This window comes from Teichococcus aestuarii (assembly GCF_003116135.1).
Lineage (GTDB): Bacteria > Pseudomonadota > Alphaproteobacteria > Acetobacterales > Acetobacteraceae > Pseudoroseomonas > Pseudoroseomonas aestuarii.
The window spans coordinates 128,795-148,246 of sequence record NZ_PDOA01000012.1; the positions used below are offsets into that span (position 1 = coordinate 128,795).

16 protein-coding genes and 2 pseudogenes are annotated in these 19,452 nt (G+C 73.3%); 13 read left to right on the forward strand and 5 right to left on the reverse strand.

Going from position 1 to position 19,452, the window contains the following annotated elements; translation table 11 throughout:
- The first annotated feature begins 56 nt into the window (after positions 1-56).
- The 3 genes from CR165_RS16965 to zwf all read left to right on the forward strand — a co-directional run bounded on the left by CR165_RS16965 (position 57) and on the right by zwf (position 3,201).
- Positions 57-1,406, forward strand: coding sequence for a GMC family oxidoreductase (locus CR165_RS16965; protein WP_281262109.1), 1,350 nt, complete (start codon positions 57-59; stop codon positions 1,404-1,406).
- The gene (locus CR165_RS26035) at positions 1,406-1,621 is read left to right on the forward strand and encodes a GMC oxidoreductase (RefSeq protein ID WP_281262110.1); all 216 of its coding nucleotides are present in this window, start codon (positions 1,406-1,408) and stop codon (positions 1,619-1,621) included. The genes CR165_RS16965 and CR165_RS26035 overlap by 1 nt, the downstream gene beginning before the upstream one ends.
- Before the next feature lie 101 nt (positions 1,622-1,722).
- Positions 1,723-3,201 (forward strand): glucose-6-phosphate dehydrogenase, encoded by a 1,479-nt coding sequence (gene zwf, locus CR165_RS25705; protein WP_109518129.1) that lies wholly within the window; start codon positions 1,723-1,725, stop codon positions 3,199-3,201.
- A gap of 865 nt (positions 3,202-4,066) precedes the next feature.
- Here the strand turns inward: zwf and CR165_RS26135 are convergent.
- The 3 genes and pseudogenes from CR165_RS26135 to CR165_RS16985 all read right to left on the reverse strand — a co-directional run.
- Positions 4,067-5,761: pseudogene (locus CR165_RS26135) on the reverse strand (HWE histidine kinase domain-containing protein); the annotation flags it as partial.
- Between the two features lie 399 nt (positions 5,762-6,160).
- Positions 6,161-7,615 carry a dihydropyrimidinase gene (gene hydA / locus CR165_RS16980; protein WP_109518131.1) on the reverse strand — a complete coding sequence of 485 codons (1,455 nt, stop codon included), beginning with the start codon at positions 7,613-7,615 and terminating at the stop codon, positions 6,161-6,163.
- 167 nt (positions 7,616-7,782) lie between these two features.
- On the reverse strand, positions 7,783-8,559 hold the full coding sequence (locus CR165_RS16985; protein ID WP_109518132.1) for an SDR family NAD(P)-dependent oxidoreductase: 777 nt from the start codon (positions 8,557-8,559) through the stop codon (positions 7,783-7,785).
- Positions 8,560-8,843: 284 nt separating this feature from the next.
- Between CR165_RS16985 and CR165_RS16990 the strand changes: the two genes are divergently transcribed.
- From CR165_RS16990 to CR165_RS17025, 8 genes are all read left to right on the forward strand, one after another.
- Positions 8,844-9,662, forward strand: coding sequence for an IclR family transcriptional regulator (locus CR165_RS16990; RefSeq protein ID WP_456316322.1), 819 nt, complete (start codon positions 8,844-8,846; stop codon positions 9,660-9,662).
- Complete coding sequence (locus CR165_RS16995; RefSeq protein WP_109518134.1) at positions 9,662-10,666, forward strand: 2-dehydro-3-deoxygalactonokinase; 1,005 nt, start codon at positions 9,662-9,664, stop codon at positions 10,664-10,666. Before CR165_RS16990 ends, CR165_RS16995 begins: the two co-directional genes overlap by 1 nt.
- Positions 10,663-11,316, forward strand: a complete 654-nt coding sequence (locus CR165_RS17000) for a 2-dehydro-3-deoxy-6-phosphogalactonate aldolase (RefSeq protein ID WP_109518135.1) — start codon at positions 10,663-10,665, stop codon at positions 11,314-11,316. Before CR165_RS16995 ends, CR165_RS17000 begins: the two co-directional genes overlap by 4 nt.
- Positions 11,317-11,431: 115 nt before the next feature.
- On the forward strand, positions 11,432-12,403 hold the full coding sequence (locus CR165_RS17005; protein WP_109518136.1) for a Bug family tripartite tricarboxylate transporter substrate binding protein: 972 nt from the start codon (positions 11,432-11,434) through the stop codon (positions 12,401-12,403).
- 59 nt (positions 12,404-12,462) lie between these two features.
- Positions 12,463-12,966, forward strand: a complete 504-nt coding sequence (locus CR165_RS17010; protein ID WP_109518137.1) for a tripartite tricarboxylate transporter TctB family protein — start codon at positions 12,463-12,465, stop codon at positions 12,964-12,966.
- A 36-nt stretch (positions 12,967-13,002) separates the two neighbouring features.
- Positions 13,003-14,532 carry a tripartite tricarboxylate transporter permease gene (locus CR165_RS17015; RefSeq protein ID WP_109518138.1) on the forward strand — a complete coding sequence of 510 codons (1,530 nt, stop codon included), beginning with the start codon at positions 13,003-13,005 and terminating at the stop codon, positions 14,530-14,532.
- Positions 14,533-14,534: 2 nt separating this feature from the next.
- Positions 14,535-15,479, forward strand: coding sequence for an SMP-30/gluconolactonase/LRE family protein (locus tag CR165_RS17020; protein ID WP_109518139.1), 945 nt, complete (start codon positions 14,535-14,537; stop codon positions 15,477-15,479).
- 82 nt (positions 15,480-15,561) lie between these two features.
- Complete coding sequence (locus tag CR165_RS17025; RefSeq protein ID WP_219929775.1) at positions 15,562-16,302, forward strand: SDR family NAD(P)-dependent oxidoreductase; 741 nt, start codon at positions 15,562-15,564, stop codon at positions 16,300-16,302.
- Positions 16,303-16,368: 66 nt separating this feature from the next.
- On the opposite strand, the gene cysK is transcribed toward CR165_RS17025, so the two are convergent.
- Positions 16,369-17,283, reverse strand: coding sequence for a cysteine synthase A (cysK, locus tag CR165_RS17030; protein ID WP_109518140.1), 915 nt, complete (start codon positions 17,281-17,283; stop codon positions 16,369-16,371).
- 245 nt (positions 17,284-17,528) lie between these two features.
- On the opposite strand from cysK, the gene CR165_RS17035 reads away from it, so the two are divergent.
- The gene (locus CR165_RS17035) at positions 17,529-17,732 is read left to right on the forward strand and encodes a hypothetical protein (RefSeq protein ID WP_109518141.1); all 204 of its coding nucleotides are present in this window, start codon (positions 17,529-17,531) and stop codon (positions 17,730-17,732) included.
- On the forward strand, positions 17,732-19,186 hold the full coding sequence (locus CR165_RS17040; protein WP_109518142.1) for an amidase: 1,455 nt from the start codon (positions 17,732-17,734) through the stop codon (positions 19,184-19,186). Before CR165_RS17035 ends, CR165_RS17040 begins: the two co-directional genes overlap by 1 nt.
- Positions 19,187-19,344: 158 nt before the next feature.
- On the opposite strand, the pseudogene CR165_RS17045 reads toward CR165_RS17040, so the two are convergent.
- Positions 19,345-19,452 (reverse strand): annotated as a pseudogene (locus tag CR165_RS17045) (IS5-like element ISRso1 family transposase); the annotation flags it as partial.

Below are 19,452 nucleotides of genomic sequence, written 5' to 3' on the forward strand. Positions count from 1 at the left end.
GCCCCGGCTGTTACGCTGCGGCCCGACCCCATCCCCGCGCGAGGACGCCGCACCGCATGACAGACACCGCCCCCTATGATGTCATCGTCGTCGGCGCCGGCTCGGCGGGCGCGCCGCTGGCGGCGCGGCTCTCGGAGAACCCGGCCCGCCGGGTGCTGCTGCTGGAGGCGGGGCGGGACTGGCGGGCCGCCGAGGCGCCGCACGCGCTGCGCAGCGCCAACATCGTCCCCTTCATGCACGACCCGGCGCACCAGGCGGAGTGGCAATGGCCAGGGCTGATGGCGCGCCGCACCGCCGCGCAGGAACCGCGCTTCTACTGGCGCGGCCGCGCCCTCGGCGGTTCCTCCACGGTCAACGCGCAGATCGCCATCCGCGGCGTGCCCGCCGCCTTCGACGCCTGGGCCGAGGCCGGCTGCGAAGGCTGGTCCGCCGCCGAAGTGATGCCGCTCTTCGGCGCCATCGAGGACGACCCGGAGATGGGCCGCCCCGGCGGCCCGCTGCCGGTGCACCGGGCGCCGTCCGCCGAATGGGGCGCGGTGGACCGTGCCTTCCGCGATGCGGCGCTGGCCGCCGGCTACCCCTGGAAGCCTGACCAGAACGCGCCGGAGGACGAGGGCGTCTCCTGCCACCCGATCAACAGCCGCGACGGCCGGCGCGTCACCACCAACGACGCCTATCTGGAGCCGGCGCGCGGCCGCCCCAACCTGGAGATACGCGGCGGCGCGCTGGTGGACCGCGTGCTGTTCGACGACGCCCGGCGCGCCCGTGGCGTGCGGCTGCGCTTCGAGGGGGAGGGGGGCTGGCGGGAGATCGCGGCGCGCGAGGTGGTGCTCTGCGCCGGCGCCATCCACAGCCCGGCCATCCTGATGCGCTCCGGCATCGGCCCCGCCGCCGCGCTGCGCGCGCTCGGCCTGCCGGTGCTGCACGACCAGCCCTCGGTGGGGCAGAACCTGATGGACCACCCGATCCTGCGCGCCGGCTTCGCCCTCGCGCCGGAGGACGCGGCGCGCGGCGCCGATGCGCGCCACACCAACTGCGCCCTCACCTACAGCAGCGGCCTGGGTGGCGGCGGCGAGCGGGACATGATCATGGTGGCCTACAACCATCGCGGCCTGTCCGGGGCGGAGCCGGCGCCGGCCGGCGCGGTGGCCGTGGCGCTCTACGACGCCTTCTCGCGCGGCGCGCTGCGCCTCGTCTCGCCCGACCCGTCGGCGCAGCCCGAGGTGGAGGAGAACATGCTCTCCCACCCCGCCGACCGGCTGCGCCTGCGCGACGGCGTGCGGCGCCTGGCCGCGCTGCTGCGCCAGCCGGCGCTGGCCGCCCTCGCTTCCGCACCGGATACGGCGAGAGCGGCCTGCCCTTCGCCGAGGCCGCCGGCCTGCCCGACGACGCGCTGGACGCGCTGATGCTGCGCGAGGCGGGCGACATCCAGCACGCCGCCGGCACCTGCCGCATGACCGCGCATGAGGACCCGCGCGGCGTGGTGGACCCCGAGCTGCGCGTGCGCGGCGCCGAGGGGCTGCGCGTGGCGGATGCCTCGATCATGCCCACCGACTGCCGCGCCAACCTGCACTTCACCTGCGTCATGATCGGCGAGGCGCTGGCGCGGCGCATGGGCTGAAAGGTTTAACGGCGGCGCGGTGGTGGCCGCCGGCTGCCTTCCCCTACACTGCCCGTCCGCCGGCCCTGCCGGCGGACGCCCGAAACCGGCTGGAGTTCCGCATGGCCCGTATCCTTCCCGTCGCCTCCTTCGACTGCGTCGTCTTCGGCGCGACCGGCGACCTGACCATGCGCAAGCTGCTGCCGGCGCTCTACCACCGCTTCCGCGACCGGCAGTTTCCGGAGACGAGCCGCATCATCGGCGCCGCCCGCACCGCCATGGACGAGGAAGCCTACCGCCGCATGGCCGAGGACGCGCTGCGCCTGCACGTGCCGGCCACCAGCCTGGACGCGGCGGTGCTGCAGGATTTCCTGCGGCTGGTGCACTACCGCCAGGTGGATGGCGCGGGCGAGGAGGGCTGGCCCGCCCTGATCGCGCTGCTGGAGGAGCGGCCGGAGCAGGTGCGCCCCTTCTACCTCGCCACGTCGCCCGACCTGTACGGCCCCATCTGCCAGCGCCTCGCGCGCCACGGGGCGCTCGGGCCGCTGTCCCGCGTGGTGCTGGAGAAGCCCATCGGGCGCGACCTGGCGACGGCGCGCGAGATCAACCAGGCCGTGGGCCAGGTGCTGCCCGAGGCGCAGATCTTCCGCATCGACCACTATCTCGGCAAGGAGACGGTGCAGAACCTGCTGGCGCTGCGCTTCGCCAACCCGATCTTCGAGCGGCTCTGGCACGCCGACATGATCGACCACGTGCAGATCACGGTGGCCGAGGAGGTGGGCGTCGGCGGCCGCGGCGGCTATTACGACCGCGCCGGCGCGCTGCGCGACATGGTGCAGAACCACATCCTCCAGCTTCTCTGCCTGCTGGCCATGGAAAGCCCCATCTCCCTCGACGCAGACGCGGTGCGCGACGAGAAGGTGAAGGTGCTGCGCGCGCTGCGCCCCATCGCCCCGCACGAGGCGCATTTGTTCAGCGTGCGCGGGCAGTACACGGCGGGCGCCATCGCCGGGCAGCCCGTGCCGGGCTACCGCACCGATCTGGGGCTGGAGGCGCCGAGCCTGACGGAATCCTTCGTCGCGCTGAAGGCGCAGGTGAATTCCTGGCGCTGGGCGGGGGTGCCCTTCTACCTCCGCACCGGCAAGCGCATGCCGCGCAAGATGTCCGAGATCGTGCTGGAGTTCCGCACGCCGCCCTTCAGCATCTTCCCGCGCGAGGCGGCGGGGATGCAGCCCAACCGCCTGCTGATCCGGCTGCAGCCGGAGGAGGGGATGCGCCTCGAGATGATGACCAAGGAGCCGGGGCCGGGCGGGCTGCACCTGCGCCCCACCGGCCTCGACATCAGCTTCGAGAAGACCTTCGGCCAGCGCTACCCGGATGCCTATGAGCGGCTGCTGATGGATGTGGTGCGCGGCAACGCCACCCTGTTCATGCGGCGCGACGAGGTGGAGACCGCCTGGCAGTGGGTGGAGCCGATCCTGCAAGGCTGGGAGGACCGCCCCGAGGCGCCGCGCCCCTACGCCGCCGGCAGCTGGGGGCCAAGCGCCGCCATCGCCATGATCGAGCGCGACGGCCGCACCTGGTACGAGAGCCTGGAGTAAGGCGGCTCAGCCGCAGCCGCGCAGCAGGCGCGAGGGCGGCGGGGCGCCGCGCAACGGCTCGGGCGCGACGGGGGGGGCGGGGCGCTGTGCTGTCCAGCAGGCGCCGCAGCGCCCCGCCCAGCGCGCCGGAGGCCAGCGGCTTGCGCAGCAGCGCGGTGCGCCCCTGGCCGTCGCCCGCCGCCCAGCCGCCCGGCATCTCCCCGTAGCCGGTGACGAACAGCACCGGCACGCCGCGCCGCACCAGCAGGTCGGCCACCGGGAAGGCGGCCTGGCCACGCAGGTTGACGTCCAGCACCGCGAGGTCGAGCGGCGCCTGCTCGGCCAGCTGCATCGCCTCGGACAGGCTGGCGGCCGGGCCGGACACCACGCAGCCCAGCGCCGTCAGCGTCTCGGCCAGCTCCAGCCCCACCAGCGCCTCGTCCTCGGCCAGCAGCACGCGGCGGCCATGCAGCACCGTGACAAGGGAGGCGGCCTCCTCCACCGGCGCGGGAGGAGACAAGGGCGGGAGGGGGGCGCGCGCCTGGCGGATCGAGACGCGGTCCGGCGCCACGGTCAGCACGCAGGCCAGCCCGGTGGGGCGCCAGTCGAAGGCCAGGCTGCCGCCCAGCTGCCCGGACACCGCCACCTTGATCATGCGCGAGCCGAAGCCGCGCCGCGTAGGCTGGCCGGCGACAAGCGCCGGGCCGCCCAGCTCGGTCCATTCCAGCCGCAGCGCCCCTCCCGCGGCGCGCTCCCAGGACAGCGTCACGCGCCCCTGCGGCGTGGAGAGCGCGCCATGCCGCGCCGCGTTGGAGGCCAGCTCGTAGAGCACCATCGACATCGGCTGCACCACCTCCGGCGCCAGCCGCACCACGGGCCCGGAGAGGGCCACCCGCCCGCCCGCCGCATAGGCGGCCAGCTCCGCCTCGGCCAGCTCGCGCAGGTCGCTGCCGGCCCAGCGTTCGCGCGCCAGCAGGGTATAGGCCCGCGCCAGCGCGCCGACACGGCCCTCCACCGCATCGGCGAAATCCGCCGGATGGTCCGCCCGCGTCAGGCGGATGATGGACTGCACCAGGGCCAGAGCGTTCTTGGCGCGGTGGTCCACCTCCTGCATCAGCAGCACCTGCCGCTCCTCGCTGGCGCGGCGCTCCGTGATGTCCTCGCCCGAGGCGAGCAGGGCCAGGAAGTTCCCCTCCGGGTCGCGCAGCGCCGTGCTGCGCCAGGCGACCAGGCGCTCCTCGCCATCGGGCCGCAGCACCGGCAGCAGGTCGGGCTCCGGCGCGTCCTCGGCCCCCTCGTTGATGGCCCGGAAGGCGGCGCGGGCACGCGCCTGCCAGCGGGCCGCGACAAAGCCGGCGAACCAGTCCTGGCCCAGCACCTCCGCCTCCTCCGCCAGGCCGAGGATCTCCAGCCCATGGCGGTTGATGCCCTGCACGGCGCCCTCCGGGCTCAGCACCAGCAGCATGGTGCCGGCCGCGTCGAAGTAGAGCCGCGCCCGGTCGCGCTCGGTGCGCAGCGCGGCCATCATCTCCAGCGCGGCGGCGGCGCGCCCCTCCGCCATGGCGCGCGCCCGCATCGCCGTGGTGGCCTGGCCCATGGCCTGGCGCAGCGTCTCGAACTCGGCGACGGTGAAGGGGGAGGAGGCGGCGGGGACAGGGCGGCCGGCGGCCACCGCCTCGGCCTCGGCGGTCAGCGCGTCCAGCGGCGCCAGGAAGCGGCGCGCCCGCCATGCGGCCAGCAGCATCGCGGCCAGCAGCAGCGCCAGGCCGCCCAGCGCCAGATTCAGCAGCGGGCTCTGCCACGCCATGTCGTAGGCCTGGCGCGGCATGGTGACGGCGGCTGCCCAGGGCACGCCCTCGAGCCGCTGGAAGGCGAGGACGATGCCCGCCCCCTCGATCGAGGGCCCGGCCGTGACCCCTCCCTCTTCCCTGGCCAGGGCCTCCGCCACCCAGCGCGGCGCCACCTGGCCAACCTGGCTCTCATGCGCGACGGAGCGCGCCACGATGCGCCCGCTCTCCACCTCGATCAGCCCGGCGATCTGCCCCTCGCGGATCTGCCCCAGCAGCGTGGCCAGCCGCGCCGGCTCGAAGGCCAGGATCAGCACGGTGCGGGGGCCGGCATCCTCCCGCAGCGGTACGAACGCCGCCAGGATCGGCCGCTGCACCGTGCCGCCGGTGAACAGGCGGTCGCTGAGCACCGCCTCGCCGGTCTCCAGCGCGCGGGTGATCCAGGGCAGGCCGCGCGCCCGTGGCAGGGGCTGACCCAGCGGATGCAGGGTGTTGAGCAGCTGGCTGCCATCGGCCTGCGCCAGCACCACCCAGCCGCCGAAGGCCTCGCCCACGGCACGGGCCTGGGCGTAGAAGCCGGAGAGGGCGGCAGGGCCGCCCGGCGAGCGGTCCAGCGAGCCGGCCAGGGTGACCGCGGCGGTGATGGCGGTGGTGAGCTGCTGGTCGATGGCGGCGGCCGTGGCGCGGGCGGTGCCGCGCAGCCCCGTCTCCGAGGCCTGCCGGTAGGCGGCGCCGAGTTGCCAGGCCGTCAGCCCTCCTGCCAGGAGGGCCGGCAGCAGAAGGGCCAGGCACATGAGCACCAGATGCAGCCGCAGGCCCAGAAGGGTGGCGCGATATCCGGGATGCGGCGCCGCGACACCGTTCGGGCCGCCCCCCTTCTGTTCATTCCCCCCTTCTGTTCATTCACGATGAGCCCGCCCCCGATGCACCATGCGCCATGCGGGCGCTGATGCACCCTGTTCCTCCACCGGAGGATGACAAAGGAAACGTTGGGGGGGCAATGAATTCATAGTCATCAAAATGTACGAAGTATTATTTTTTTGCTGAACTTTCCGGGAGGATTTCACCTGTAATCCATATTCGCATTGCCCCTTCCGCGCTAGGAACGGGGCTGTTCCGTCACGATACTGGCGCAGGACACAAGTTCAGGGCGGACTTTCCACGGAAGGCACCCGGGGGGCGCTCCGCACCGCTCAGAGCAGGGTGCGATCGACGGGGTTGAACGGCGTCGGGAAGACGCCGCGCGGGGCGATCATGGCGTAGGGCCCGCGCGGCAGGAACTGCCCGTGCCCCTCGGCACCGACCAGCGCGCCGCCCTCCACCACCGGCACGCCGCGCACCAGCGTCACCTCGGGCCAGCCGGTCACCTCCATGCCCTCATAGGGGGTGTGGTCATTGTCGTGCAGCATCAGCGCGTTGGTCAGCGTCACCTTGCGGGTGGGGTCCCAGATGGCGATGTCGGCATCGGCGCCGACCGCGATGCTGCCCTTGCGCGGGTCCAGGCCGAACAGCCGCGCCGGGTTGGTGGCGGTGATGGCCACGAAGGTCTGCAGGTCGATGCGCCCCTTCGACACCCCCTCGCTGAACAGCAGCGGCATGCGCGCGGCAAGGCCCGGCAGGCCGTTCGGAATCCGAGTGAAGGGGGCGTCCTCGCCGAAGGCCGTCTTGCCGTCCGGCCCGGCATAGCGGGTCGGCGCGTGGTCGGAGGTGACGTTGGAGAGCACGCCGCGCCGCAGCGCCTCCCACAGCGCCTCCTGGTCGGCCACGGTGCGCGGCGCCGGGCTGCACAGGAACTTGGCGCCCTCGAGGCCGGGGCGGTCGAGGTCGTCGGCGGTGAGGACAAGGTATTGCGGGCAGGTCTCGGCCCACACCTTCAACCCGCGCGCCTGGGCGCGCTCGATCTCGGCGGCGCTCTCGGCGCCGCTGACGTGGAAGATCTGCACCGGCGTGTCCAGCGCCTCGGCCATGGCGCAGACGCGGTGGACGCATTCGCGCTCCACCACCATCGGCTTGGCCCAGGCATGGTGCTTCGGCAGGGTCAGCCCGGCGGCGAGCAGCGCCTCGGTGTAGAAGGCGATCATCTCGTGGTGCTCGGCATGCACGCAGACCAGCGCGCCGAGCCGGCGCCCCGCCGCCAGCACGCGCAGCGCCTGCGCGTCGGTGATGCGCGCGCCCTCATAGGTGAGGAAGATCTTCAGGCTGCGGTGCCCGGCCTCGACCAGGGCGGGGAGCTGCCGCTCCAGCACCTCCGGCGTCGGGTCGGTCAGGATGATGTGGAAGGCGTAGTCGATGCGGCTGCGCTGGGCGCGCGCCATGTGCTCGGCCACCGCGTCCGTGGCGGACTTGGCGGCGCTCTGGCGTGCGAAGCAGATGACGGTGGTGGTGCCGCCTGCCGCGGCCGAGGCGCTGGCGCTGGCGAAGCTGTCGGCGCTGGCGGTGGGCGGGCTGCGCGGCTCCTCGATATGGGTGTGGGTGTCCACCCCGCCCGGCAGCACCAGCCTGCCGCCCGCCTCGATCTCCCGCGCGCCGGGGCCGAGGCCGCGCGCCAGGGCCGCCACCTGCCCGCCGCGCACGCCGATATCGGCCTGGAACACGTCGCTCGCCGTCGCCACGGTGCCGTTGCGGATGACGAGATCGAATTCGGGCATGCTTGGCCTCCCCCAGGGTTCGCGTCCCGGGGCCGCCCCCTGGCGGCCGCGGTGACTCCAGGGCCGGCGCGGCAACCCGCATGCCGGCCCACGCGGCAGCCTGCGGGTCGCGGGGCGGGGGCGCAAGGCCGCGCCCCCCCCCGCAGGGCCTCAGGGCATAGGCGGCCTCAGGGCATGAACTGCCCGCCATTCACGTTCAGCACCTGGCCGGTGATGTAGCCGCTGCAGGCGTGCGAGGCGAGGAACAGGAAGGCCGGCGCGCATTCCTCCGGCCGGCCGAAGCGCCCCATCGGGATGCCCTTGGAGATGTTCGCCTTCACCTCCTCGGTTTTGTCGGCGTGGAAGGCGGTGTCGAAGGTGCCGGGCGAGACGGTGTTGAAGCGGATGCCGTCGGCGGTGTGGAAGTTCACCCAGTTCTTCTGGATGTTGTGCAGGAAGGCCTTGGCCGCGCCGTAGAGGCTGGCGCCGGGGCCGCCGCCCGCATCGGCCGCGATCGAGCCGACCAGGATGACGGCGCTGGTCTGCCCGCTCTGCGCCGCCGCGGCCTTCAGGTGGGGCAGGGCGGCGCGCGTCACGGCGAGGGCCGAATAGGCGTTCACGTCCATCACCGTCTCGTAGAAGGCGCGGTCGATCTCGGCCAGCGGCTTGCGGCCGACCAGCCCGCCGGCATTGTTCACCAGCACGTCGATGCCGCCGAAGCGGGCGGCGAACGCCTCCACCATCGACTGCGCCGCGCCCTCATCGGCGGCATCGCCCTGGAAGAAGGCGGCCTCGCCCTCCAGCGCGTTCAGCCGCGCCAGCGTGGCCTCGAGGTCGGCCGGCACCTTGCGGCCGTTCAGCCCGACCTTGGCGCCGGCGCGCACGAAGGCCTCGGCCGCCGCCAGGCCGATGCCCTGGGTGGAGCCGGTGATCAGGACGCGGCGGCCCTTCAGGTCGTGGAACATGCTGCTCTCCATGCGCTGCGGCCCGGCGCGGAACGGCGGGCATCGGGTGGTGCGGCGGGGCGGGCGGGCCCATTTTCCTCGCCGAAACTCTCAAATAGTGGTAATAGAGTAAATTATATGAGGCATAGCTAGGCGGCCGGCCAGAGGGCCGTCAAGCGCAAGCCGCGGCCCAGCCACCCCGGCGGGCTGCGGAATCAGGGAGGATGGGAGATAAACTCCCACTATTTGGAACATGTATCATCTATTTGACACAACAATCCCACTGCGCCTAAGCAGCCGGCGTCATGGCAATGGCTGAACCGGTGGACGGCACGAGGATGGAGAGCGAGGCCGGGCGGCCCCAGGCCGCCGGCACGCAGACCCTGCTGCGCGGGCTGAAGGTGCTGGAATGCGTCGCCGGCGGCATCTGCGACGTGCAGGGCATCGCCGCCGCGCTGGGCACACCGCGCAGCACGACGCACCGCATCCTCAACAGCCTGGTGACGGCGAAGTACCTGCACCACCTGCCGCACAAGGGCTACCTGCTGGGCCCGATGCCGATCCATCTCGGCAACCGGGCGCTGGAGCAGCGGCCGCTGGTGGCGCTGGCCCAGCCGCATTGCGAGGCGCTGGCGCGGCAGACCGGAGACACGGTGCATCTCGGCGTGGCGGACGGCGCGGAGGTCGTCTACCTCGTCAAGATCACCAGCACGCGTGGCTTCGAGATGCGCTCGCGCGTCGGGCAGCGCATGCCGCTGGCCACCACGGGCATCGGCAAGGCGCTGATGCTGGGCGTGCCGCCGCAGCGCTGGCGCGCGCTCTACGACGCCGCCATCGCGCTGAACGCGCGCCACCCCGAGCGCCCCGCGCCGACCCCCTGGCCGCTCTACGAGGAGCGGATGCGCGCCTATCTGGCGCGCGACGTGGTGTTCGACCTGGAGGAGAACGAGGTGGGCATCCGCTGCGCCGGCGCGCCGGTGTGCGAGGTGGGCGGGCGTGTCAGCGCCGCCATCAGCGTCGCCAGCGCCATCCCCTTCATGCCGGAGGAGCGGCTGGAGGAGATCGCGCCGCTGGTGCGCGCCGCCGCCGATGACATTTCCCGCGAGCTGGGCTGGAGCCGCTGATGTCGCCGACCGTCGATCCCGTCCTGATCGCGCTCGACTGGGGCACGTCGAGCTTCCGCGCCTTCCTGATGGGCCAGGGCGCCACGGTGCTGGACCAGCGCGGCAGCGCCGAGGGCATCACCAACCTGCCGCGCCCCGGCGCGGAGGGCTTCGTGGACGTGTTCGCCGCGCAATGCGGCGCCTGGCTGGCGCGCTGGCCCGGCCTGCCGGTGGTGGCCGGCGGCATGGTGGGCAGCGCCCAGGGCTGGCGCGAGGCACCCTACGCCGAATGCCCCGCCGACCTCTCCGGCCTGGCCCGCGCGGCAGTGGAGGTGGAAGCCCCCGGCGCCCGCATCCTGATCGCCCCCGGCGTGCTCAGCGCCCCGGCGTACGGCGCGCCGGACGTCATCCGCGGCGAGGAGATCCAGGTGGCCGGCGCGCTGCAGGCGCATCCGGCGCTGGCGGCGCGGGCGCGCTTCCTGATGCCCGGCACCCATTCCAAGTGGGTGTCGCTGGAGGCTGGCCGCATCACCGGCTTCGCCACCTACATGACGGGCGAGCTGTTCGCCGTGCTGTGCCGCCACTCCCTGCTCGGCCGGCTGATGCCGGAGGGGGAGCAGGCCGCGCCGGAGGCGGCGGCGGAAGCCTTCGCCCTCGGCCTGCGCATGGCGCGGGAGAGCGGGCCGGGCGACCTGGCGCACCAGCTCTTCGCCACCCGCACCCTCGGCCTGACGAAGCGCCTGCCCCCCGCCGCCCTGGCCGATTTCCTCTCCGGCCTGCTGATCGGGCACGAGGTCGTCTCCGGCCTCGCCCATACCGGCGCGGCCGAGGCGGGGCTGCCGCTGGCGCTGATCGGCGAGGGCACGCTCTGCCGCCGCTACGCCGCCGTGCTGGAGAGCCTCGGCGCGCCGCCCGCCCTGCTGCTCGGCAACACCGCGCCGGCCGGCCTGTTCCAGTTCGCCATCGCCGCCGGGCTGGTCCGGCCCGCGCCCGCCGCCAACACGGCCGAGGAGGCCGCGCCATGACCGAATCTTCTCATGCCCCCCGCTTCGACGCGGCGCTGGCCAGCCTGCCCCTCATCGCCATCCTGCGCGGCCTGCGGCCGGAGGAGAGCGAGGCGGTGGCCTCGGTGCTGTACGAGGCCGGCTTCCGCCTGATCGAGGTGCCGCTGAACTCGCCCGAGCCGTTCGACAGCATCGCGCGGGTGCGCCGCCTGCTGCCGCCGGACGCGCTGGTGGGCGCCGGCACGGTGACGCGGGTGGCGGAGGTGGAGCGCCTCGCCGCCCTCGGCGCCGAGCTGGTGGTGATGCCGCATGCCGACACGGCGGTGATCGGCGCGGCGGCGCGGGCCGGGCTGCTCTGCACCCCCGGCATCGCGACGCCGACCGAGGCCTTCGCGGCGCTCGCCGCCGGCGCGGCCGCGCTGAAGCTGTTCCCCGCCGAGCTGGTGGGGCCGCCGGTGCTGAAGGCGATGCGCGCCGTGCTGCCGCGCGGCACGCGGCTGCTGCCGGTGGGGGGCATCACCCCCACCACCATGCGGCCCTTCCTGGCCGCCGGCGCCGCCGGCTTCGGCCTCGGCTCGGCACTCTACGCGCCCGGCATGACGGCGGCGGAGGTGGCGGAACGCGCCCGCGCCTTCACCGCCGCCTGGCGGCAGGAAGCCGCCACGCCCTGAGACCCCGCCCGGCCGGCATGACGGCAGCAGGCCCAAGACCTGCGGGCCGGCCGGGCTTCCCCTCCTTCGCCCTCGCTTTCCACGAGGGCCCCACCGCTTCCGGGAGATGATTTCCATGGAACTGACCCACCGCTCCAAGCTCAAGCTGCTGGCCGGCCTCGGCGCCGCCGCCATCCTGCCGGCCGGCCCCGCTCTGGCCCAGGGCTACCCGCGCCGCCCGGTCGAGCTGATCGTGCCCTTCGCCCCCGGCGGCGGCACCGACCTCGTGGCGCGCGCCTTCGCCGATGCCGCCAAGGCGCATCTGGAGCGCGGCATCGGCGTGGTGAACCGCACCGGCGGCGGCGGCGCGGTGGGCCTGTCGGAAATTATGGCGGCGCGGCCGGATGGCTACAAGATCGGCCTCGGCACCGTCGAGCTGGCGATGCTGCCGCATATGGGGCTGGTCCGCTTCTCGGCCGACGACTTCCTGCCCGTCGCCCGGCTGAACGCCGAGCCCAGCGCGGTGACGGTGAAGGCCGACGCCCCCTGGAAGACCCTGGGCGAGTATCTGGAACACGCCAAGGCCAACCCGGGCAAGATCCGCGTCGGCAATTCCGGCACCGGCGCCATCTGGCACCTGGCCACCGAGGCGCTGGCCGACAAGCTCGGCCTCCGCTTCAACAACATCCCCTATGAGGGCGCGGCCCCGGCGGTGACGGCGCTGCTCGGCGGCCATATCGAGGCGGTCGCGGTCAGCCCGGCGGAGGTCTCGGCGCAGGTGCAGGCGGGCCAGATGCGCATCCTCGGCGTGATGGCCGAGCAGCGGCTGGAGGCCTTCCCGGACGTGCCGACCTTCCGCGAGAGCGGCACGGACCTGGCCATCGGCACCTGGCGCGGCATCTTCGTGCCCAAGCGCACGCCGGCGGAGGTGGTGGAGACGCTGCGCCAGGTGGCGCGCCGCACCGCCGAGGAGCAGGCCTTCCGCGACACGCTGAAGAAGCTGAACCTCACCTGGGCCTATCTCGACGGCCCGCAATTCGCCGAGCAGGTCAAGGCGGAGGACGCCACCTTCAAGGCCCTGATGACCCGCATCGGCCTCGCGCGCTGAAGGCGGCGCCGCCCGCGCCGGCCCTGCCGGCACGGGCGGCGTTCCCAGGAGGGTTACCCATGAGCGACCAAACCGCCCCGCAGGACGGCGCCGCCGTCCAGAGCCGGGCCGACCGGCTGGCGCATCTCGTCATCGTGGCGCTGATGGGCGCCGTGGCCGTCGGCGTGATCGTCACCGCGCTGGGCTTCCCCGCCTCGCCCGATCCCAACGACGTCGGTCCTGCGCGCTTCCCCATCCTCTACGCCACGGGGCTGCTGGGGCTGCTCGGCATCCTGCTGGCGCAGACGCTGCGGCAGCCGGTGGCCGAGGTGGCCGCGCCGGAGCGGCGGCATTACGGCCGCGTCGCCCTCGGCATGCTGCTGATGCTGGGCGCGCTGCTGGCGATCGGCACGGTCGGCTACTTCCCCACGGCCTTCGTGCTGCTGGCCGGGCTGATGGCGCTGATGGGCCAGCGCAGCCTGGTGTGGAACCCGGTGCTGGCCCTGGCCATCACCGCCGCCATCTACATCCTGTTCGACTACGGCCTGAACGTCCCGCTGCCGCCCGGCAGCCTGTTCGAATAGCGGCACCCCCACGCACCGCCCGGGAACCCTCTGTCCATGGACAACCTGCACCTGCTGTGGGGGGGCGTGCAGACCCTCGCCACCCACCCGACGGCCATCCTGCTCTCCATCTTCGGCGTGGCGGCCGGCATCGTCATCGGCGCCCTGCCGGGGCTGACGGCGACGATGGGCGTCGCCATCCTGCTGCCCTTCACCTTCAGCATGGACCCAGTCTCCGGCCTGCTGATGATCTCGGGCGTGTTCTTCGGCGGCATCTATGGCGGCTCCATCCCCGCCATCCTGCTGCGCATCCCCGGCACCCCGGCGGCGGCGGCCACCGCGATCGACGGCTACGCCCTGGCGCAGAAGGGGCAGGCGGGGCTGGCGCTCGGCGTCGCCACCATCTCCTCCTTCATCGGCGGCACGCTCAGCGTGCTGATCCTGATCTTCCTGGCCCCCATCCTGGCCGGCTTCGCGCTGAAGTTCAGCGCCTCGGAAACCTTCGCGCTCGCCGTGTTCGGCCTCTCCATCATCGCCAGCATCTCGGGCGATTCCCTGGTGAAGGGGCTGATCGCGGGCTTCGCCGGGCTGCTGGTGGCCAGCATCGGGCTGGATCCGATGGGCGGCTTCCCGCGCTTCACCGCCGGCTACACGGAGCTGTTCACCGTCCCCTTCATCCCGGTGATGATCGGCCTCTTCGCCGCGGCCGAGGTGTTCAAGTCGATGGAGGAGGGCGAGCTGCGTGCCCGCGCCATGGCGCAGATCGGCCGGCTGCTGCCGAGCTGGCCGCAGCTGCGCGGCCTGACCGGCACGCTGCTGCGCTCGAGCGGCCTTGGCGCCTTCATCGGCGCGATCCCTGGCGCCGGCGCCGACATCGCGGCCTATGTCAGCTACAACGAGGCGCGCCGCTTCAGCCGCACGCCGGAGAATTTCGGCAAGGGCGAGATCGCCGCCATCTCCGCCTGCGAGGCCGGCGGCAATGCCTGCACCGGCGGCGCGCTGATGACGATGATGACGCTCGGCATCCCGGGCGACGCCGTCACCGCCGTGATGATGGGCGCGCTGGTGGTGCAGGGGCTGCAGCCCGGCCCGCTGCTCTTCACCGACCATGCCGAGCTGGTCTTCACCCTGCTGGCCGGCATGCTGTTCTGCTACCTGGTGCTGCTGGCGCTCGGCCTCGGCTCGCTGCGCTTCATCGGCCGCGTGCTGATGATGCCGCGCTCGGTGCTGATGCCGCTGGTGCTGCTGCTCTGCGTCGTTGGCGCCTATGCCATCAACAACAGCGTCTTCGACATCGGCATCATGCTGGCGGCGGGTGTCGTCGGCTACTTCATGCAGCGCTGGGGCTTCCCCGCCTCGCCGGTGGTGCTGGCGCTGATCATGGGGCCGATGGCCGAGGCCAGCTTCCGCCGCGCCCTCTCCCTCTCCAATGGCAGCTACGACTTCCTCTGGACGCGGCCGATCACCGTGGCGCTGCTGGCGCTGGCGGCGGTGACGCTGCTGCTGCCGCTGCTCCGCCGCCGCAAGGGCGGCGGGCCGGGCGGCACGCCGGAGGCGCTGCCGGCCACCGCCGCAGGCAAGGAATGAGCATGACCGTCGATATCCTGGAAATCGGCCCCGAGGCGCTGCTGCCGGGCCTCCGCAACGGCACCGGCGAGAGCCCCGTCTGGGACGCCGCGCGCGGCCGCTGGTACTGGACCGACATCCCCAACCGCATCCTCTACCGGCTGGACCCGGAGAGCCGCGCGCTGCGCAGCTGGCGCCTGGCCGAGGTGGCGGGCTGCCTGGCGCTGCGGCCGGATGGCGCTCGGCCAGGCCCCAACCCCAGCCTGGTCTGCGCCTGCCAGAGCGGCCTCTTCGCGGTGGAGCTGCCGGAGGCGGAGGGTGCGGAGGAGGCGGTGATGACCCGCCTCGCCAGCGTCGCCCACCCGCGCGAGGGGATGCGCTTCAACGACGGGCGCTGCGACCGGCAGGGCCGCTTCCTCGCCTCCACCATGGTGGGCGACATCTCGCTCGCCGATCCCTCCGGCCGCTGGTACCGCCTCACCAGCGAGGGCGGGCTGGAGGAGGCCGGGCTGGGCGGGCTGATCGTGCCCAATGGCTCCGCCTTCAGTCCGGATGGCCGCACCTTCTACGCCTCCGGCACCCACCCGACGGAGCGCATGGTCTGGGCCCTCGACTACGACACGGAGACGGGCGCGCTTTCCAACCGCCGCGTCTTCGTCGACATGCGCGGCATGGTCGGGCGGCCGGACGGCGCCACGGTCGATGCCGAGGGCGGCTACTGGAGCTGCGCGCTGGACGAGGGCTGCATCAAGCGCTTCACGCCCGATGGCGTGCTGGACCGCATCGTCCGCGTGCCGATGAAGAAGCCCGCCATGTGCGCGCTGGGCGGGGCGGACGGGCAGACCATGCTCGTCACCTCGCTCAGCCGCGGCGGCGCCGACCTGGAGACGGACCCCGAGGGCGGCCGCGTGGCACTGTTCCGCCTGCCCGGCGTGCGCGCCATCCCCGAGCCGCGCTTCGCCGGCTGAGGCGCGGGCGGCGGGGGGCTTGCCTCCCGCCGCGGAAGGGCGGAGAGCTTGCGGCACCGCATCCGCCAGGGGAAGCCGCCCGATGTCCAGCCGCCGCAAGATCATGTTGCTCACCGGGGCCAGCCGGGGCATCGGCCATGCCACGGTGAAGCGCTTCCAGGCGGAGGGGTGGCGCATCCTCACCGTCTCCCGCCAGCCCTTCTCGGAGGAGTGCCGCTGGCCGGAAGCGCGGGAGAGCCACATCCAGGCCGACCTGTCCGATCCCGCCGCGGTGGAGCGGCTGGTGGAGGAGGTGCGGGAACGCCTGCCGCAGGGCGAGCTGCACGCGCTGGTCAACAACGCCGGCATCTCGCCGAAGGGGGCGGGTGGCAGCCGCCTCGGCGCGCTGGACACCGACTACGCCACCTGGATGACGGTGTTCAACGTCAACCTGATCTCCACCGCGCTGCTGGCGCGCGGCCTGTTCCGGGAGCTGAGCGCGGCGCATGGCAGCGTGGTGAACGTCACCTCCATCGTCGGCTCGCGCGTGCATCCCTTCGCGGGCGCGGCCTATGCCTGCTCGAAGGCGGCGCTGGCGGCGCTGACGCGGGAGCTGGCCTTCGAGTTCGGCGCGCATGGCGTACGGGTGAACGCCATCGCCCCCGGCGAGATCGACACCGCCATCCTCTCCCCCGGCACGGAGGAGATCGTCGAGCGGCAGATCCCGATGCGCCGCCTGGGCAGCGCGGAGGAGGTGGCCAACACCATCCTCTTTCTCTGCTCCCCCGCCTCCTCCTACGTGAACGGGGCGGAGATCCACATCAATGGCGGCCAGCACGTCTGAGCCCGGCCCGTCTGAGCCCGGCCCGTCTGAGCCCGGCATGTCCAGGCACTGGCCGCCGCGCCGCGCTCAGCCCGGCAGGAAGTCCGGCACCGAGAGGTAGCGCTCGCCGGTGTCGTAGTTGAAGCCGAGCACGCGGGCGCCCTGCGGCAGCTCCGGCAGCTTGGCGGCGATGGCAGCCAGCGTGGCGCCGGAGGAGATGCCGACCAGCAGCCCCTCCAGCCGGGCCGAGCGCCGCGCCTGCTCGCGCGCCGCTTCCGCCTCCACCTGGATCACGCCGTCCAGCACGGCGGTGTCCAGGTTGGCGGGCACGAAGCCGGCGCCGATGCCCTGGATCGGGTGCGGCGCCGGCGCGCCGCCCGAGATGACCGGCGACTGCGCCGGCTCCACCGCGAAGACCTTGAGCTGCGGCCAGGCCGCCTTCAGCACCCGCGCGCAGCCGGTGAGGTGCCCGCCCGTGCCGACGCCGGTGATCAGCGCGTCCAGCCCCTCGGGGAAGTCGGCCAGGATCTCCTGCGCGGTGGTGCGGACATGCACCTCGATATTGGCCGGGTTCTCGAATTGCTGCGGGATCCAGGCGCCGGGGGTCTCGGCCTGCAGCGCCTGGGCGCGGGCGATGGCGCCCTTCATGCCCTGCTCGCGCGGGGTCAGCACGAACTCGGCGCCATAGGCCTGCATCAGCCGGCGCCGCTCGACCGACATGGAATCCGGCATCACCAGCACCAGCCGGTAGCCCTTCACCGCCGCCACCATGGCCAGGCCGATGCCGGTGTTGCCGGAGGTCGGCTCGATGATGGTGCCGCCGGGGGCGAGGCGGCCATCGGCCTCCGCCGCCTCCACCATGGCCAGCGCGATGCGGTCCTTCACCGAGCCGCCGGGGTTGCTGCGTTCGGACTTCACCCAGACCTCGGCCTCGGGGAAGAGGCGGCCCAGGCGGATATGCGGCGTCCGGCCGATGGTCTCGAGTACGCTGGCGGCTTTCATGAGCGCGTCATCCTCTTGGTTCTGGCGCCGGCACGGGGCGGAAGAATGGCCCCCGCATGATGGCGCAGATCGGCCGTGCCCGGAAGCGGCGGCCCCGGCGGGCGGGGCGGTCCGGAACGACATGGGGAGAGAATACGGCGGGGTCCGGCGGGGTTGCGCGCCGCCTCTTGCGGGGGCGGAAGGATACGCCATTAATGCCGGGGCATCGCGGCGGCAGGCGCCGCCCTTCCGCGGAGGCAGGGCCCATGGACGAGGTTTTCATCACCCAGGCAGGGGAGGCTGCCCGCCGCTGGTCCGGCATCGCCAGCCCGAACGAGACGGCGCGGCAGATGACCGCCGAGCTGCTGAAGCTGATCGCCGAGTTCGAGGCGCTGCGCGGCGGCCTGCGCTTCGAGGACGAGCCGGCGGATTTCGAGGCCGCCCTTCGCGACTGCAAGGAGCCCGGCTGATGCCCCAGGACGCCGCCCTCGCCCAGCAGGACGACCTCGCCACCCTCTCCCTCGTCGAAGCGGCCGATGCCCTGGTGCGGGGCGAGGTGACTGCGCTGGCGCTGACGGAGGCCTGCCTGGCGCGCATCCGCCGCCACGACGCGGCGCTGAACAGCGTCATCTGGCTGGACGAGGCGGCGGCGCTGGAGGCGGCCGCGGCCGCCGACCGCCGGCGGGCGCGCGGCGAGGCGCTCGGGCCACTGCACGGCGTGCCGATGGCGCACAAGGACATGTACTACCAGGCCGGCAAGCCCTGCAGCTGCGGCTCGGCCATCCGCCGCGACTTCCGCCCCACCTACACGGCCACCCTGATCAGCCGGCTGGAGGAGGCCGGCGCGCTGACCCTGGGCGGGCTGAACATGGCCGAGTTCGCGCAGAATCCGACCGGCCACAACCGCCATTTCGGCGATTGCCAGAACCCGTGGGTGCGCGGCCGCATCACCGGCGGCTCCTCCTCCGGCTCGGGCGCCGCCGTGGCGGCGGGCTTCGCCTTCATGGCGCTGGGCTCGGACACCGGCGGCTCCATCCGCCTGCCCGCCTCGGCCTGCGGCGTGACCGGGCTGAAGCCGACGCAGACGCGGCTCAGCCGCCACGGCGTGATGCCGCTCTCCTTCTCCTGCGACAATGCCGGCCCCCTGACCCGCACCGCACGCGACTGCGCCCGGGTGATGACGGTGATGGCCGGGCACGACCCGAAGGACCCCACCAGCGCGCGCGAGCCGGTGCCGGATTACGAGGCGGCGCTGGATGGCGATCTGCGCGGCCTGCGCATCGGCGTGGCGCGGGAATGGTTCCTGGAGGCGGTGGATGCCGACGTGCTGCGCGCCTTCGAGGCGGCGCTCGATGTGCTGCGCGGGCGCGGCGCCACGGTGGTGCCGGTGGAACTGGCCATGATGCGGGAGGTGCTGACCTATGGCGCCGTGGTCAGCCGCGCGGAGGCCGCCGCCATCCACGCCACCTGGATGCGCGACCGCCCGGGCGACTTCGCCGCGCATATCAGCGGCCGGCTCTTTCCCGGCTACGCGGTGCCGGCGGCCTACTACCTGGAGGCGCTCTCCCGCCGCGGCCCGGTGCTGCGCGGCTTCGCCCAGGCAGCTTTTGGGGCGGCCTTCGGCGCGGTGGACCTGCTGGCCAGCCCGACCATCCCGGGTGCCCTGCCAAGCCTGGCGGAGACCGATATCGATAGCGGCGACCCGGGGGCCATAAGCCGCTTCGGTGCCATCTCGCGCAACACCCGGCCCTTCAACTATCTGGGCCTGCCGGCCATCAGCATCCCCTGTGGCTTCGATGACAGGGGCGCGCCGGTGGGGCTGCAACTCGCAGGCCGTCCCTTCGCCGAAGCGCGCGTCATGCAGGCGGCCGACGCCTTCCAGCGCGATACGGACTGGCACCGGCGCCGCCCACGGCTGGACTGATGCCATGCCGCGCCGCCCGACGACTTCTCCCGAGGTTCGGCGGCGCCTCAGGCAGCGGGAGCGGCATCCGGGGCGGTTCGTCCCGACGCAAGGTGGCGAGCAGGTGAACAATGGCCATGCCGCGCTGCGTGTTCAGCTAAGTGCCCGTTTGAGAATGGTCATGGGTGGGCGATGCGCCTGATGAGGAGCGCGCCCATGCCGACGTGGATCATGGCTTCGGAGACGTCGCAGCGGCGCTCGTAGTCGCGAACCAGGCGGCGCCAACG

Coding starts and splice junctions, on each gene's coding strand:
- CR165_RS16965 (WP_281262109.1), top strand. CDS start 57: ATGACAGACACCGCCCCCTATGATGTCATCGTCGTCGGCGCCGGCTCG.
- CR165_RS26035 (WP_281262110.1), top strand. CDS start 1,406: ATGCTGCGCGAGGCGGGCGACATCCAGCACGCCGCCGGCACCTGCCGC.
- zwf (WP_109518129.1), top strand. CDS start 1,723: ATGGCCCGTATCCTTCCCGTCGCCTCCTTCGACTGCGTCGTCTTCGGC.
- hydA (WP_109518131.1), bottom strand. CDS start 7,615: ATGCCCGAATTCGATCTCGTCATCCGCAACGGCACCGTGGCGACGGCG.
- CR165_RS16985 (WP_109518132.1), bottom strand. CDS start 8,559: ATGTTCCACGACCTGAAGGGCCGCCGCGTCCTGATCACCGGCTCCACC.
- CR165_RS16990 (WP_456316322.1), top strand. CDS start 8,844: ATGGCAATGGCTGAACCGGTGGACGGCACGAGGATGGAGAGCGAGGCC.
- CR165_RS16995 (WP_109518134.1), top strand. CDS start 9,662: ATGTCGCCGACCGTCGATCCCGTCCTGATCGCGCTCGACTGGGGCACG.
- CR165_RS17000 (WP_109518135.1), top strand. CDS start 10,663: ATGACCGAATCTTCTCATGCCCCCCGCTTCGACGCGGCGCTGGCCAGC.
- CR165_RS17005 (WP_109518136.1), top strand. CDS start 11,432: ATGGAACTGACCCACCGCTCCAAGCTCAAGCTGCTGGCCGGCCTCGGC.
- CR165_RS17010 (WP_109518137.1), top strand. CDS start 12,463: ATGAGCGACCAAACCGCCCCGCAGGACGGCGCCGCCGTCCAGAGCCGG.
- CR165_RS17015 (WP_109518138.1), top strand. CDS start 13,003: ATGGACAACCTGCACCTGCTGTGGGGGGGCGTGCAGACCCTCGCCACC.
- CR165_RS17020 (WP_109518139.1), top strand. CDS start 14,535: ATGACCGTCGATATCCTGGAAATCGGCCCCGAGGCGCTGCTGCCGGGC.
- CR165_RS17025 (WP_219929775.1), top strand. CDS start 15,562: ATGTCCAGCCGCCGCAAGATCATGTTGCTCACCGGGGCCAGCCGGGGC.
- cysK (WP_109518140.1), bottom strand. CDS start 17,283: ATGAAAGCCGCCAGCGTACTCGAGACCATCGGCCGGACGCCGCATATC.
- CR165_RS17035 (WP_109518141.1), top strand. CDS start 17,529: ATGGACGAGGTTTTCATCACCCAGGCAGGGGAGGCTGCCCGCCGCTGG.
- CR165_RS17040 (WP_109518142.1), top strand. CDS start 17,732: ATGCCCCAGGACGCCGCCCTCGCCCAGCAGGACGACCTCGCCACCCTC.